The sequence below is a fragment of the Xanthomonas euroxanthea genome, assembly GCF_903989455.1.
GTDB classification, from domain to species: domain Bacteria; phylum Pseudomonadota; class Gammaproteobacteria; order Xanthomonadales; family Xanthomonadaceae; genus Xanthomonas; species Xanthomonas euroxanthea.
This window is the reverse complement of the sequence record NZ_LR861803.1, coordinates 168,288-183,223: the sequence shown is the minus strand read 5'-3', so window position 1 is coordinate 183,223 and position 14,936 is coordinate 168,288. Positions and strand designations below refer to the sequence as shown.

Below are 14,936 nucleotides of genomic sequence, written 5' to 3'. Positions count from 1 at the left end.
CCGGCGTCATCTATCATTGCCGATTGCTGTTTTGAAGGAATTGCGTTGAGACGTCCCGCCCCACGCCCGCTGCGCGCACTTCTGTTTCTTTCCGTGGCGTTGCTTGCCGCTTGCACCACGAACACCACCACCAACACGCCGCCGCCATCGGTGGACACTACCGCCAACGCAAATTACTGCATCGGGCGGCTTGCCGTGACGTCCAATGTGCCCCTGCACTTTCTGGGAAGTTCCGCGCAGTTTTACTGGGGCGACATCGACAGCTACCGCGAAGACGCAACCAGCTATGCGCAGCGCCTGCTGGCCGCGCAAGCACCGGCCAGCAATGGCCGGGTGCGCCAACTGATCAAGCCCGTGGAAACGCTGGCGCAGGACGATGGCAGGGTCATCGTCGTACACGAGGAAGATGCGCTGCCGCTCGACCCGAATGTGGTGCAGGTCACCGGCTTCGCCCATCGCGACGGCACGACCTTTCGCTTCCAGAAGACGGCCATCAGCCGCCTGCAGGACATCACCGAACGGCGCACCAAGGACATCCTGGCATCGATCACCAGCAGCGCAGCGCCGTTCCCGCCAGCGGTGCAATCCCAGCAGGGGTTTTGCGTCATGCACGGCGCTGTCAATCTGGCACCTGGGCACGACTGGCACGAAGCCTCCAGGGTCGAGGGAGAATTCACCCTGCAGGAAACGCGCTACCGTTTCAGCCTGCGTTCGCGCTACCTGCGCTCGCTGTCGTTGAACGAACAGGAAGTGACAAACCAGCGCGACCTGCTGCTGGCACTGGCGGGCGCCATACCGAACTCCAGCCTCGCGCCGATCAATGAACTGCCGGTCGCCGCCAGCAACCCATTGCAAGCCAGTGCCCGCCTGCTCGAGATGACGACAGCCGATGGCAAGCACCAGGTCTATGAGTGGCACCTCCCGGCGGCCAGTACGGCACCCGGTACGCCGGCAACGTTTCTCTACATCTGGCCAGCGTCGGGGCAGGCGTCAGCGCAGGACCAGGCCAATTTCAGGCGCTGGGTTGTGGCCCATCCGCAGCAGACCACACCGCTGTTGCAGATACAGCAATTAGCCGGCAGCGGTGGACAGCAGCACGCGACGCCAGCAGGAGAAGAGAGCAGGCTGGTGTACCGGATGCAGCTGCATTACCACGGCGACCAGGCTGCCGGCGGGCGCCATTACGTGATCTACAAGGATGGCCAGAAGGTCGATGATGGATTCAGCGATGCCCACGGTTTTACCAAGGCGCACAACGCGGATTACGACCAGGTATGGACAACCGAGGTGCTCAATAAATGAGTCCCTGCTTCGGTGCCCCGAAAACCGCGCTATTAGTGCCAAAACCATGCACATTGGCAGCTTGATCAGCTGGATCAAGACCGGACACGCTACACAGAGATTGAGCGAATCTAGCGCCCTGCGGGGCCCTGAGGGGTTCAACGCAATCGTCAACGGCAGCGTCCGCGCATTCGGTTTTTAGCACACTGACAAAGTCGTTTGGAGTCATCTCTGGTGCGTCCGTTCTTATCTCTCGCCGCAGCCAAATCCCAAGACCTGCAATACGTGCAGGCGCTCAGCGTATCCAACCAATGGTCTGATCGATGTAGCACCTTCCCCGCATAATCAGGTGCCCCCGCATCACTTCCGTCTCGAACTCATGAACGGTGTCGCCGGGCTGCATCGCGCGCAGTAGTCTAGCTTCCTCCAGACTGTGCAGACCTAGCGCCGCAGCTGCCGCTGGAGGAGCAAGCGCTCGCCCCATCTTCTTGATGCCTGCAGGTAGCGGCTTACAGATGCCAGGTGTAACCAGGGGCGGCCGATGGGTCGCAAGCACTACGCAACCGGCCACTACGCCTGCGAGTGCAATTAGCCAGAGCAGGAAACGAGTCGGGTTTGGCCTGTATGCCATAACTATCTATTGTCCCTGATCGACGCAGAAAGCCATGAAGTCCTTGCCCCTTTTGCCTACCAGGAAACCTGCAATCTGCTGTATGGAGACGACAAAGCTTTCTCCTCACCGCAAGTACAGCAAATCTCGATTCACCCCTACTTACGATGCGCCAATGACGTAGGACGCGATGACAGGCGAGCATGGTGTGATAGCTGGGACGTAGGCACTGCAATGAGGCAACTCCTACCTGAGCGAGTTGTCAGGCGCTCCGTTGATGCTTCCCAGCAAGAAAAGCAATTGCCTCCGGATCCTGGCTAGTGATGTGATCCGTGATGTGAAACACCTCCTTGCACCACGGATGCGTCAGCGCCTGGGCCCGGTCGAGCACGGCCCCAAGAAATGTTGCTTTGGACCATGGCGACTCTGCGGCATCGGTGAGCCCGACGTTATAGATTCCCTCGGTGGCCCAGAGGCGGAACGGAAATGCAAGGCGATCTGCTGACGAGGCCGATTCACCCCACTCGCCGAGGCTGATCAAACCGCTCATATGCTCCGGTTCGTGCCAGGGGGTGTACTGAAGGTAGTAAACAGCGTGCGCGTTACCGTCATCTGTAACGAAACGCGTGAGGCGAATGGTCTCTTTCCCGCAACACTCGCAGTAGGAAACGCTTGGTGGCTCGAACTCGATTGCGATCATGTATTTTTGGCGCCTGACATCAGAGGTATGTCGCCCCGCACAGTGGCGACGGAAGGCTTCTGCGTTCGATAACATTGGCGCTGGAACCTCAAAGAACGCACTTTCAGGAATCGCAGCCCGATCGCGCCAACTGCCGGCCGAATCAGGCACGCGCTCCAGCCAAGCTTGGGGACGGCAGCGGTGGCAGAAGGCGATAGGAATATCAATAAAAGTGTCGCCAGATACGTCATGAAGGACGAGCTCCTGAATTGAACCGCGTCGCGAGGCGGGTTCGGCTTGAATGAATTGTCAGTCTTTCCAAGACAGGAGACCAGCAGCGATAAGCTTGAGACGCATCATGGCCTCCTCGGTGCCGAGCCTGCCGGCCTTGCCATAGCTGGCATGAGTCGCAGGGGCTTCGGGATGGAGATGAGCCAGAACGGTCTCGGCCAGTGCGCGATGTGGAGCTATGCGGGCTGCCAGCCGGCCTAGCAGCGCCTGGCCCGTAGCGTCGGACTCATGCCCGTCCAGCGCGTATGCCCAGTAAAAGTTGTCGTACGCTGCACAGAAAGCTTCGAACGACAACGCACCGGCAGCACACTGCCGCACCAACCCATCGTGGTGGTCGAGCGCGAGAACAAGTTCCGGCTCTGATGGGTAAGTGGCCATATGCTCCAAAGGACCTAATGCGCGCGTCACCTCGCCGTCGCCGTGGAGGCAGTGCCGCTCACGTTACTTGCCATGCGACCGCCTGGATAGCGCCTCCAGCGCCTGTAGGTCATGCGTAGTCTCCAGTGGTGCGGTCCTTGAGCAACTGCCCAGCATAAGAGGCTGGGAACCGCTCGCGTATACCAACAGATCGGAGCCCAAGAGTGGAACGAACCCATCACTGACAAAATTGATTGAATCTTCCGCGGTTGCCTGGACACGATCTCCTGGCTTCAGCTGACCTTTCCAGACCTTCAGCACGCGAAGCTCGACGAACTGCACAGCATCACGACCAAAACCGGGTGCCGCATAGCTCCTCTCGACATGCGCAGAGACCACGTGCTGAGCAGAGGAGTAGGCCTGCGCCGTGGATTTCTGCCTACCGCATGAGATGGCCATGGCAGGCGCAGTGACGGCGAGGCAAGCAGTGAGAACGGCGACTTTCAGCATGCTGCCCACCCGTTGAATAGATCTGTGCCACGCCTGGATAGTTTAGCGCTCAACAAGCGTGAGCTCATCGCCGACCGTGGCGAATGGCTGGCCCAGCTGGAGCGCCCCACGCGCATCACGCGAGTGCGGTACGAAGACCTCGACTGTCTCGCCCGATACGTGCGCCAATCGCGTACAGATTGCATCCGTCTTGTCCTCTTGACCGGGTGGCACCACAGACATCTCCATGCAGATGCAGGCGGCCCGGATGGCGCCAAGACGGGCAGATTGCGAGAAGGACGCTTGAAGTAGCTCAACCATCTCCGCCGATACGGAACGTTCAACCCCAAGGTCACCAGCCACCTGAGCAATTGTCCCATCTGGACGCATCAAGACACCGAATGGAATGAACTCGCCATGTGCCAGCAGCATGTACTCGGCGAATCCACGCGCCTCGTTATAGAGGGCATTCAGATCTTCGGAAGCCACACTACAGTCCTGGTCCTGCCTGCTACGGGAATGCGGCAACGCGAATGCCTGGCAATACGTTGGTCGCCGGCAATTGCTATCGGTGATCGAATCCATCGCCTGACAGTCTTCATCCGCCACGTCGACGACCACCCAGCGGCCCTGGATGAAGGATTGTCAGTTGCCATTCGCGGCCTGGCCGAGTACCGGCTGGGCTGCGCGGAACTCCGCACTAGACCGGGGGTGCCAGGGAAACAGGCCGGACTTGGACGGCCACACAATCTGGTAAAGCGGAAAGTCGTCTCCCTGATAGTACCAGCGTGCAAAACCTACATGCTCGTAGTACTCCGACAATGGCACTTCGGCAAAACAGCAGGAATAGTGGCCAATTAGAGCATCTGTTGGTTGTGATAGATCGAGCGGTGTTCCGGCTTGCGCCGCATCCGCAACGATCGAGAGGATCTGGTGCGATACCCTTGAGGACAAGCCGAAGATGATCAATTCCGGGTGTCCAAACGTCTGGTACAGGCCAACGGTGAAGGAGTACCCAACCTGCTCGCCCTCCTCCATGATGTGGATGCAATGCCATCCATATTCGGCAACGTCATCAAGCAGCTGCCGCTCACTTTCGTCTACACCAATGCTGCGAACCATGCTTTGTGCCTGACTGCGACCCGACCGCCCAAGTGCGGTACGGCACTATCCTCGCCGAGCGGATAAGTAAGGTCAATCTGGAATTCGCCTGCACAGCCCGCCGGATACACAGGGGAACGACGCACGCTCGCTGGTGCAGCGTGGCGTGGTACCTCGACTGGCATCAGGCCTGGTCCTTTAAGCAGGTTCTGGTTACCCGCCTTTCGAAGTCCGCTACGCTCAAACCCCAACACGTGGACACGAGACAGGCAATGAGGCTGACAGCTGCGCAAATCCTTTCGACGCCTGGCCGAATCGAAGAGAACATCGGTAAGCACCTCGATGTCATTCGCCTGGCTGCGAGCAAGGGTGCCGATGTGCTGGTCTTTCCCGAGCTGTCGCTCACCGGTTACGAACCAGCACTGGCACAGGCGCTGGCGGTGCACCCGACTGATCAGCGCTTTGATCAATTTCAGCTGGCAAGTGACCGGTACGGCATGCTCATCGCCGTTGGTGCGCCCACGAAGGGGGCGAAAGGCATCGAAATCAGCATGCTCTGCTTCCAACCAGGGTTGCCACGCACCACCTACTCCAAGCAGCAGTTACACCCCGACGAATTACCCTTCTTCACCGGCGGTGATGAGCAGCTTTTTCTCAGACACGCAGATCAGGTGTTGGCGCCTGCCATTTGCTACGAGTCACTGCAGGCAAGCCATGCGGAACAAGCTGCAACGTCAGGTGCTGGCGTGTACCTGGCAAGCGTGGCCAAATCCGAGAGAGGCGTGACATCGGCCTATAGCCATTATCCGACGATTGCAAAAACGCATTCCATGACTGTCTTGATGGCGAACTGTGTAGGCCCCGCCGACACCTTCCTAGGAGCGGGTCAGTCTGCCATCTGGAGCAGTGATGGTGAATGCGTGTGCAGCGCTGACGCCTTCAAGGAGGCATTGGTGGCATACGACACGGGGACTGGAGAAGCGAGAGTCTTCAGATTGGTTTGAGGTTCGGCCAAGACTAATGGGAGGCGGCTCTATCTGTGCGGTGACACTCGGCCGTCCCAGACGCCTGCTACGGCGGTAGGCGTGTAAGGTCACCCGCGGAGGCGGGTTCGGCGTGAACGCATTGTCTGGAAGCAATGACCTGCGGGTATAGGCTCTTTGCGCTGTTAAGCGCATCAGCCAACGTTCCTACCTTGGACAGTAGCTTGCCGATATCCTGCTCAGGATCAGCGTAAAAATAATCGATGCAAAAGCGAAGTGACGTGCCAAACTGATCGCCGATGGGTGGAAGCGCGATGCTCCTGATCTGCATCGGCTCGCCTGCTCGCGCCGAATCGCGTACCCACCAGGAAAGGAACTCGAGTGCCTTGAGGCCTTTCGTATCGCGCGTGATACCAAAGTTGACGGAGATGGCAAGCTCGTTGACCAAGCCTCCCTTTGTGCGCTTCAACGCGCCGAGCGGCAGGTCGGCATACGGAAGAAGACTGAAGTCGCTTTCCGTGACATCAGAAAGATCCACCTTGTCCACCGCTGCATCGGTAATGCCAGGGATAGACGTAATGGCGTCTTGCAGTTCTTGTACTTCAGGCGGCATTGCAGCTCCAGACGAATTGACTCGAATGATCGTCGTCGAGGTGCTGTTTGCCGTCAATTCCTCATGGTCTTGGAAATCGCCGCCCGCGGCGCGACGCAACATCAGGAGATAAGATCAAACGCATATCTGTTGTCTTACGGCATCGCCAGCGCTGTTGCGCCGGACTCGCACGATCATCTTGAGAGATGAAGGAGCCAGGCACCACTTATCTCGTCGAAGCATAGTGGTATCGAAAGGCCTCGCGCGATGCGCATGGCAAACCAGGGCGTGGCGCCATTCCCGCTGACTTAAAAGCAAATTTCTGAGTCAGCGGGCAATTTACGTCAAGGCGTGTAGCCCCACTGCGCGATGATGGCTTCCAAGGTGGCCTGATTCACTGGGACCACGCCCGGGCATGTCATCAGATATGTCCGGCGTGCCGCCGCCGTGGCTGACGGGTTGAAGGCGGGGCTCCATATCTGAATGGAATGGAAGACGGCGATGGGCGCTGCACAAGCAGGACCTCCTGGCTTGCTTGGGGCGGTCATGCTGGCCATGCAAAGAAAGACCGAGCAAGGATCTCCCGCCTGGGCGCGCGCTGGGGCGCTCAAGCCAAGGCTTAAAGCTGCAGCCAATGCGAAAGTGGTGGCAATGCTACGTAGCTTCATGATGGATACGTCCCTGGTAGTGATTGAAATGACGTGCTTGTCTCTGGGCGACCTGCGTTAAGCGTGGCTCAGCAAGAAAGCCCCTGACACCACTTGCAATGGTGTCGGCTGGGTCACCTGATTTTCCGTTTCCGCCAGAATGGCGGTGGTTAGGGTAGCATGTCGACCACGCGCGGTGTGAGGGCTAGACACCGCCAGCTGGCCGCCGAGCAGAGATGCGCTGGTAGCTAGTCCAGTCCCGTGGCGCGATAGCTAAACGCCTGCTCATCCATCGCTCTCTTGCTTTTCATTGGCTCGGTCAATGTCGTGCGGGTTAGAAACCTCAGCACACTAAGATGAGGCGGCATAAGCCAACTTTCATAGCAAGCTGCGTTGATAGAAGATTGTCAATGGACATCTATCAAAGTCAGAGTTAGACAGAGCCTATCTGCCATCAGGCTGCTTGACCGTAAGGAAGCCAAGCGTGCACAGGATGACCCCCATCACGGCAAGGCCAATGACAACCAACTGCCGGATCTCATCGCTGAGCGAAGGAGCCTTGATTAGGCCCCTCAAGAAAACCAATGCGGCCACCGCCAATAATATGAGTCCGATTTTGCTATAAGGATTGATCAGGCCACCAAGAGAAGGGCGCATCTTCTTATTCATCCATGAAGTCCTTTGTAATCCGCAGTGAGCGTTAGACTACTACCGTACGATATTCCCGCACTCTGGGCTCTTGGTCAATCATTCAACGGTATCGAGTCCAGCATAAAAATGGCAACCACGTTTGCATTGCGGATGCGCCATGAAGGGATGAGAGGTCAAGTCGACTCATTAGATTAACCTGACCCCACTTCTTGTGGTCTCATCGCCTTGTGTAAGGTACAGCCCAGCTCACCTGCGGCGCGCTACGCCAGAGCTAGACAGTGTCTGCTGCATATGCGCGGCGCACTTCGTTTCTTACAGAGAATCTGTCTGTAGAAGAGCATGAAGATCTTCGGGTCCGGGCGCTATGAGTGACGTTGAACCGTTGCATGTGGCTGTGAGTCTGAACTTGGACTTGGTTGATTGATCCTCGATAGCGCGAACACCGTCGATAACGCACAAGACGCCGAACAGCGTTGCATCGGCCGCGATTTGTAATGCGGCGACAACGTTGGCTTTGTCGGCAGGAGCGAGACCGCGATACCAGACGGACAAGCTAACCAAAGATTGTTCGGGCCTGCGGCCCGGCGGGGCGTTAAGAAGTTCCACGCAGTCGTGAACGGCTGCGTCCGCGCATTGGGTCTTCAGCCCGATGACAAAGTCATCTGGAGTCATCTCAGGTCCTGGCTGATGAAGAGTTCGCTAGCTTCCATCTTCAAGCGATCGAAGCTTGCCGCCAATGGGGAGGGTGTTGCCATCTTGTCGTAGGCGCGCGCCATGCCTGTGACTGCGCTCAGGCGGAGACTGCGAATTTCCAGCCGAGCTATTTATCTCGATTTACAGTAATAAATTCCCTCTCCATCGGAAACCCATTCAATCCCATAGATCCAGTGAGACTTGTAAGAATGCTCAAGCAAAAGCATCATTCTCTTTTTGCAAAATCGGTAGCTAATCGAATACGGTGATTTTGCAGGTACAACCTCTATCCACCCTGTTTTTAATGCAAGGCTCCTAAAATTCGCTAATGGAGGAACCTTCCCAGGACTCAAATGAATGTTACTTGACAGAGCGCCGGCAACGCTGACTCGATCAAAAAAATTTATGGGTGTCCCTCCAAAGCTCTGCTCAAACGGGTCGATTTCAGCTTCTAACGTACTGATTCCAGGCTTTCCGGAAAGATCAGTAGCTTTTGACTTTTTTGAAGACAAATAGATGCCGTATGCTACGCAAGCGAAAATGGCAGCAAAAAATAAGTAATTTTGTATTTTCACCATTCCCAGCCCCAACCATCGTTACTGATAACCTCGCCTTTTTCACCACCAAACCCACCGGTACCGCGACCTTTAGTGATAGAAACTCCTGTACCCACTCCGATTTCGGTGGTAGACCCAGCTCCAGGTGAGTAGCCATATGCCCCGCCGAGTGGTCCATACGCTCCAAACCCTGCCAATCCAGGACCGGTGAAAAGATTATTCAATTGAGCGTCGTTTGGACGCCCTTCACACTCATTAACCCACCCCATGCTGGCTGAAATTCCTGCGGATATCGAATGGGGATATATCTTTGCCATCCCCTTGCTCATATAGACTCGACCATTCCTTCCCCGCGTGAAGGAAAGGGTACCGGGACCATAATTGAATGATACTTTTACAAAATCAGGGCCCCTAAGATTTACGCCATCTTCCCAAGAGAGTCTGTGCCCTCCGTTATTAAAAGATCCGACTGACTCCAGGCCTAATAGGTCAAGCATTTCGTAAGGATTTGCAGAGGCATATAAATAGGTACTTATGTCAGAAGCTATACCAATCGGATCACTCTGCCCATACCGACCTGTAGCCGCATCGTAATCCCGGAAGTAGTTCTGATTGAACCCGCTGGCCGCATCGTAGCGCTGCCCCGGGAAACGCATGTCAACCACCATCGCGGTGCCATCACCATCCGGATCCTGGTTGGGCGCGGTGTTGCCGAAGGCTTCGCCCTTCAGGCTCCAGTTCCACACGGCAACGTCGCGGTCGGCATCCACGACCACACGCGGGCTGCCTAGGTGGTCGGGTTCGATATAGTGCAGTTGACCACCGTTGGCCAATAGGCCCACCGGCAGGTCATCCAGCCAGATCGCTTGTTGCTTGGGTGCACCATTGGTGTCGTAGTCGCCGAGCCAATGGCCGGCCTCGTCGTAGAGCGTATAGGTGTTGGTGGTGCCCAGGTAGCGACGTACCTGCTCGCCTTGGCCGTTGTAGCGGTAGTTCATGACCGCGACACCTGCGCGCTTGACCTGGGTCATGCGGCCGGTGTTGTCGTACAGGTACTCGCGTGCCTTGCCGCCGATGGTGAGGGTGTTGCCCATCTTGTCGTAGGTGCGTGCCACGCCTGCGACTGCGCTCAAGCGGTGGTTGGTCGTTGGATAGGTGTAGACCTGCGTGGCGCCGCCGACTTTGGCACTCACGCGGTTACCCGTACCATCGTAGCTATAGCCGTCGATCACGGTACCTGTACTGCCATCCTTGAGTGCGGTCAGCCGACCAAGCGCGTCGTAGGTCAGTTGAAGCTCTGGCGTCGGGTTACCGGCCGGGGTCAGGTCAGTGAGGTCGCCAACAGGGTCGAAGCCGAAGCCAATCTCCAGGCCGCCTGTGTGGCTGTCCTGAATGCTCTGGGGGCGGTAATCCTGATCGTACATGCGTGCCAACTTGCGGCCGTTGCCGTAGGTCCAGCCGGCGGATGGACCGAACGGATAGTAGGTCGCTTCGCTCAGCAGACGTTGGCGGCTGCCGCCTTGTGCCGTCACCCCAACCTCGGTCGTCTGGCCTTGCGCGTTGCGGACATAATCGACCGTGGTGCCGTCCGGGTAGACCATCGACCGCAGGCGTCCGCTCGGTGTGTAGTCGTAGCGCACCACCAACACTTTGCCGTTGACCGTCTGCACCTTGCGCACCACCTCGCCGAAGCGGTTGTAGCAGTATTGGGTGGTACCGCTGCCATCCTGGAGCTTAGCCAGCCGCCCGACGGTGAAGGTCTCACCGCTGGCGCACACGCTCTGCGTGACGTCATAGGTGTAGCTGACATTGAAGGCGGTGGTTGGGTAGCTGATGCTCAGGACACGGTTGAGCGCGTCGTAGCCATAGGTGGACGTGATGCCGCGTGCATCGGTCTGCGTGGCGCGGTTGCCGGCGCTGTCGTAGGTATAGCTAGTGACGCCGGTGTCCGGGCTGGTCAGCTTCAGGGTATCGCCGAAGCCGTTGTACGTGTAGCGCGTGTCCAGACGTTTGGCATCCTTGACCTGCAACGGGCGATCCTGCGTGTCGTAACCCACATTGGTTTCGGCCTTGATGCCATCGACATCCTGCAAGGTGCGCGCAAGCCGACCGAGCGGATCGTGCTCTTGCAGGGTGCTACGGCCAAATGCGTCGGTGATCAAACGCAGGTTGCCGTTTGCATCGTAGGCGTAGTCGGTTGGATTTGCGGCTGCGTCCGCCTGCGTTTTCAATTGGCCCAACTGGTTGTAAATACGGCTCAGGCTGCGCTTGAGTGCGCCTTGCGCGTCCTTGGCCTGCTCCTCCAGACGATTGCCGGCGTTATCAAGCACGTAATGGAGCGTGTTGCCCAGCGTATCGGTGACATCGGTGAGGCGTTGGGCTTGGTCGTAGACAAACCTGGCGTAACTGCCGTCGGGCTGTGTGATGCGCTTGACCAAGCCGGTGGGCCAATATTCCAACGTGGTGACGCGATTTTGCGCGGAAGTCGCGCCATGCACCGTGGTCGATGCCAACCAACCACGCGGGTGGTAGCTGTAATCGGTCAGCACCCCGTTTTCGTCAATGGCAGAAAGAACGCGGCCTGCTGCGTCATAGCTCAGATTCTCGCGGATCTGGCCGCGGGCGTTGATGGTCTGCTTGAGGTCGCCCTTGCGATATGGGCACGGTCCAGTGCCGGTCTCGCACCCGGCGGCATCGATGGGGTAATAGTTGTAGGTCGTACGGTCGTCGATATCCGTGCGCGGGCCATCGATGGACTTCAGGAGGCCAAGCACGGGACAGTCGCTACCGGCAGCCACATCGGCTGCCTCGCAGTAGTTCATACTGAGAACTCTAGTCTGACCACTTGCGACGTCGGTCGTGATGACTTGCTGCGGCTGCAACCGCGCATTGCGGACATAGCCTATTTTCTTGTCACTTGATTGAACTGAAATCAATCGATTGCTGTCGACAGTGGTGCGCGTACTTGTGATTCGCTGGCTGGGTAAACCAGCCGCCTCGGTGACAGTATGCACATTGATTGGCACGCCAGCATCCGCAACTTCGGCATAGGCGTGTTGCGTGACAACCCCGGCACGATCGGTAGAAGCTCTCAAGCGCCGCCGAAAATCGACACTTGCGTCCAAATAGTCGCTGCTGAGCGTGCCTGCGCTGTCGGTGATGTCATCTATTTTTCTAGGACCTGCGGAACGCTGGCTCAGCGTATATGTTGTCTGTTTCCCCAACGCGTCGGTTACAACGGTGGCGCCATCGGTGTAATCAAGCGTCACACCGTCTGCGCCGTCGTGATGCTGGCTTGACACAACACGCCCCGTAGCGTTGTAGACGAATGTGCTGTAGCGCATTCCATCCTCCGCGACCACGCCGGTCAGGAAACGGTAAAAATCCTCGTCTTCATACAGATACGACCTGACCCGGCCGTCCGCATAGGTCACGCTCTCCAGCACCGCGCTGTCCGGGAAAGTTTCAGAGTAAGCGTAGGTAGCCAACGCAACTCCGTCCAGCGCAACTCGAATAAGCTGGGCATAACGGGAGCCATCAGCGTAGTTAAAAACCAACTTGCGGCCGGTCGAGTGCGTGATCGATTCTAACCTCGAGGATCGATCGTACGTGTATCGAAGATAAGTACCGTCGTCCTTCGACACCAAGCTCAACGCGCCTGTAGCATCAAATTCCGAAACCGTATCCGACCTAAAAAGCCTCCACCCATTGGCTATTTTCTCAAGCCGATCCCCAGAACCATCAGAAGCAATAAAAGAATTTCCAACCGATTTGAAATTGCGTTGAAGCCCGTTTCCTTCAGCAAGTATTGCGTAAGAGCCACTTGCAGAAACGCTGACTTCATGTGAGTTGAACCAGCCCGCCCCAAGGTTCGATCGCCGTCCAACCTGCGAGGACCGAAACGTTCGAACGAGACGTATCCATCCAAGATCAAAATCCTGTTCGGGTTGTGATTTTTCCCCAGTCTTTACATCGCACGGATTACCAACCGAACACGTATCCTCTAAAGAAGGCCCGGTCAAGTAAGCAAATATTTCCAGATTTACACAGGCTTGATAGTCATCGTTCCAGGTCGTATATAAAGGACAAAATAGCCTGCGCTGGCGAGTACCGAACCCGGTGTGCTTTACGGGCAAGCACGTTCCATCGTCATAAATTACGTTCGATACAACATCAAAACTTTTTGAATCAAAACGACCCTCGAATTCCGCCGAATATGGCGTCCATTCGGTTGCTGGCTTCAGCGAAACCTTGCCACATTCGTTAAATTGAGTGTAGAAGGACTCAATACCTGCAACCATCTCGACCTCAGTTGCGTAAGAGCTACCTAGTGCAGAGTAACTCCATTCGGGATCGGAAGGTTGATCGTTACCAAGCCAGTACGTGAGCGTAACTGTCTGGTCTTCGTTTGTTTTTGTTTCTTTCACATGCGTAGCTAAACCATACGCATACTGTGCATCGCTGGGACCAGCGATTTGCGCCATGGCCTCAATTGCACGATGTTGATTGTCAAAAACGCCAACGGTTGTGGTCGGAATTTCTGGGTGCTTGGCAACAACCGTCCATTCTTGCTTGACCTCCTGCGCGCAGACTCCGCAGACAGTGCTTAGCAACAATGCGCAAGCGTAACGACGCAGCCGCAGGGGCTTCAGAACTTCCATGTCCTATTCCTTCAAATTTTGGCAGCTGGCGATGCTGCAGACGACATCAAGATGCCGCAGCTAAAAAATCGTCGTTATCATCTCCCGCAGAAATTGTCTTCGTCAAGCCTTACTGATTGGCTTCAACTACAAAGCATTCCTGCACGCAGCCAGTGCGCGGCTGATGTGCTTTTCCACCATCTTGATCGAGATGCCCATGGCTGCGGCCACTTGCGGGTAGGTGAGGCCGTCGATGCGGTTGAGGATGAAGGCCTGGCGGCATCTGGGCGGCAGCGCGGGTAGCGTGTGGGTGCGCAGGTGCTGCAGGATGCGGCGGGCATCGGCAATCTGGTCGACGTGGGCGCCGTCTGCGGCCAATGGTGCGATCAGGTCCAGTGCGACGTGGGCGTTGGCGTGGCGGCGGTTGCGCGTGCGCCAATGCTCCAGCACCACGTTGTGGGCGATGCGGTACATCAGCAGTGCGTAGTCGCCGATGTCGGGCGCGTCGCGGTAGGCCAGCAGGCGGAGCAGCGTTTCCTGGGTGAGGTCATCGGCGGTGTCGGGGTCACGCAGGCGCCGGTGCATGTAGGCGAGCAGGTCGGCATGCAATAGGCCAATGGCCTGGTCGAAACGCGCTCTGCCCGCTGCCGGCTCTTCGCGTACGCGCCAACGCGTGGTGCGGCGTACGCGGGTGTAGCCGCGCATAACTGCGGCGCGCGGGTGCGTAACGTACGGCGTGCGTGGAGTGGCGGTTGTGCCTGAGCCGCTACGTCGATGCCAGGTGGTGCAGGTATTGGTTGCGCGTTCGGCTGGCAGCGGCATCCATGTGTTGCCGAAGCGCGAGGATGTGCCGAAGGTGCTGGCCAGGGTGTCATTCACCATGCGAGTTCTCCAACTGCGGGGGGCACGCGCCGTGCGCGGGATGCGGCGGGTTGGTCACTCTGCAGGTGCCACGGTGACGACCAGCTCGCCGTTGCGCATGCGGATGTGGAGTTTGCTGCCGATGGTGAAGCCGAGTTGTTCCAGCCAGCGGCCGCGTAGGCGTAGCGTGGGGATGCGTTGGTGGCTGTCGGGGTAGTAGCCGTAGCCAACGGTGCAGTGTTGCGGGGCACGCGGGTGGCCTGGGCAGCGCGGCTTGTTGGGATCGGGGCGGGGCTCGGGGATGGCGGGGCGGTCAAGGTAGGGCCGCGGCGTGATCGTTGGGTCGAGCGAGCGCCAGACGACCTCGGTGGGTGGTGTCACCGTGGCGCGCTTGCGCGCTGGCTTGGGACGGGACGTGGATCGACGCATGGCAAAGCCCTCCTTGACGAACAGGCCCCGCCACCGGGTGGCGACGGGATGTCGGGAGGTTAGAAACCGCACACA

15 protein-coding genes are annotated in these 14,936 nt (G+C 57.7%); 3 read left to right on the top strand and 12 right to left on the bottom strand.

Annotated elements, in window-relative coordinates:
- Positions 1 to 45: 45 nt before the first annotated feature.
- The gene (locus tag H7A86_RS00725) at positions 46 to 1,302 is read left to right on the top strand and encodes a hypothetical protein (RefSeq protein WP_232099176.1); all 1,257 of its coding nucleotides are present in this window, start codon (positions 46 to 48) and stop codon (positions 1,300 to 1,302) included.
- Between the two features lie 851 nt (positions 1,303 to 2,153).
- Here the strand turns inward: H7A86_RS00725 and H7A86_RS00720 are convergent.
- The 5 genes from H7A86_RS00720 to H7A86_RS00705 form a co-directional block, all read right to left on the bottom strand.
- Positions 2,154 to 2,591, bottom strand: a complete 438-nt coding sequence (locus H7A86_RS00720; protein WP_119130089.1) for a hypothetical protein — start codon at positions 2,589 to 2,591, stop codon at positions 2,154 to 2,156.
- Positions 2,592 to 2,879: 288 nt separating this feature from the next.
- Positions 2,880 to 3,239 (bottom strand): hypothetical protein, encoded by a 360-nt coding sequence (locus H7A86_RS00715; protein ID WP_119130088.1) that lies wholly within the window; start codon positions 3,237 to 3,239, stop codon positions 2,880 to 2,882.
- A 63-nt stretch (positions 3,240 to 3,302) separates the two neighbouring features.
- Complete coding sequence (locus H7A86_RS20840; RefSeq protein ID WP_119130087.1) at positions 3,303 to 3,728, bottom strand: hypothetical protein; 426 nt, start codon at positions 3,726 to 3,728, stop codon at positions 3,303 to 3,305.
- A gap of 42 nt (positions 3,729 to 3,770) precedes the next feature.
- Positions 3,771 to 4,196, bottom strand: coding sequence for a hypothetical protein (locus H7A86_RS00710; protein WP_147421288.1), 426 nt, complete (start codon positions 4,194 to 4,196; stop codon positions 3,771 to 3,773).
- 156 nt (positions 4,197 to 4,352) lie between these two features.
- Positions 4,353 to 4,829 (bottom strand): DUF4262 domain-containing protein, encoded by a 477-nt coding sequence (locus H7A86_RS00705; RefSeq protein ID WP_119130085.1) that lies wholly within the window; start codon positions 4,827 to 4,829, stop codon positions 4,353 to 4,355.
- 251 nt (positions 4,830 to 5,080) lie between these two features.
- Between H7A86_RS00705 and H7A86_RS00700 the strand changes: the two genes are divergently transcribed.
- Positions 5,081 to 5,812, top strand: coding sequence for a carbon-nitrogen hydrolase family protein (locus tag H7A86_RS00700; RefSeq protein ID WP_180707987.1), 732 nt, complete (start codon positions 5,081 to 5,083; stop codon positions 5,810 to 5,812).
- Positions 5,813 to 5,879: 67 nt separating this feature from the next.
- Here the strand turns inward: H7A86_RS00700 and H7A86_RS00695 are convergent, their stop codons facing one another.
- Complete coding sequence (locus H7A86_RS00695; protein WP_232099174.1) at positions 5,880 to 6,506, bottom strand: hypothetical protein; 627 nt, start codon at positions 6,504 to 6,506, stop codon at positions 5,880 to 5,882.
- A gap of 360 nt (positions 6,507 to 6,866) precedes the next feature.
- Between H7A86_RS00695 and H7A86_RS00690 the strand changes: the two genes are divergently transcribed.
- Positions 6,867 to 7,112, top strand: coding sequence for a hypothetical protein (locus H7A86_RS00690; protein ID WP_180707986.1), 246 nt, complete (start codon positions 6,867 to 6,869; stop codon positions 7,110 to 7,112).
- Between the two features lie 362 nt (positions 7,113 to 7,474).
- Here the strand turns inward: H7A86_RS00690 and H7A86_RS00685 are convergent, their stop codons facing one another.
- The 6 genes from H7A86_RS00685 to H7A86_RS00665 all read right to left on the bottom strand — a co-directional run bounded on the left by H7A86_RS00685 (position 7,475) and on the right by H7A86_RS00665 (position 14,861).
- The gene (locus tag H7A86_RS00685; RefSeq protein WP_119130084.1) at positions 7,475 to 7,699 is read right to left on the bottom strand and encodes a hypothetical protein; all 225 of its coding nucleotides are present in this window, start codon (positions 7,697 to 7,699) and stop codon (positions 7,475 to 7,477) included.
- A gap of 294 nt (positions 7,700 to 7,993) precedes the next feature.
- Complete coding sequence (locus tag H7A86_RS00680) at positions 7,994 to 8,353, bottom strand: hypothetical protein (RefSeq protein ID WP_147421287.1); 360 nt, start codon at positions 8,351 to 8,353, stop codon at positions 7,994 to 7,996.
- A gap of 152 nt (positions 8,354 to 8,505) precedes the next feature.
- Positions 8,506 to 8,949, bottom strand: a complete 444-nt coding sequence (locus H7A86_RS20835) for a hypothetical protein (RefSeq protein WP_232099172.1) — start codon at positions 8,947 to 8,949, stop codon at positions 8,506 to 8,508.
- Positions 8,946 to 13,592, bottom strand: coding sequence for an RHS repeat-associated core domain-containing protein (locus H7A86_RS00675; protein ID WP_232099170.1), 4,647 nt, complete (start codon positions 13,590 to 13,592; stop codon positions 8,946 to 8,948). Before H7A86_RS00675 ends, H7A86_RS20835 begins: the two co-directional genes overlap by 4 nt.
- A 126-nt stretch (positions 13,593 to 13,718) precedes the next feature.
- Entirely contained in the window at positions 13,719 to 14,453 is a 735-nt protein-coding gene (locus H7A86_RS00670; protein ID WP_232099168.1) for an RNA polymerase sigma factor, read from the bottom strand.
- A gap of 54 nt (positions 14,454 to 14,507) precedes the next feature.
- Positions 14,508 to 14,861 (bottom strand): SymE family type I addiction module toxin, encoded by a 354-nt coding sequence (locus tag H7A86_RS00665; RefSeq protein ID WP_119130083.1) that lies wholly within the window; start codon positions 14,859 to 14,861, stop codon positions 14,508 to 14,510.
- Between the last annotated feature and the right edge of the window lie 75 nt (positions 14,862 to 14,936).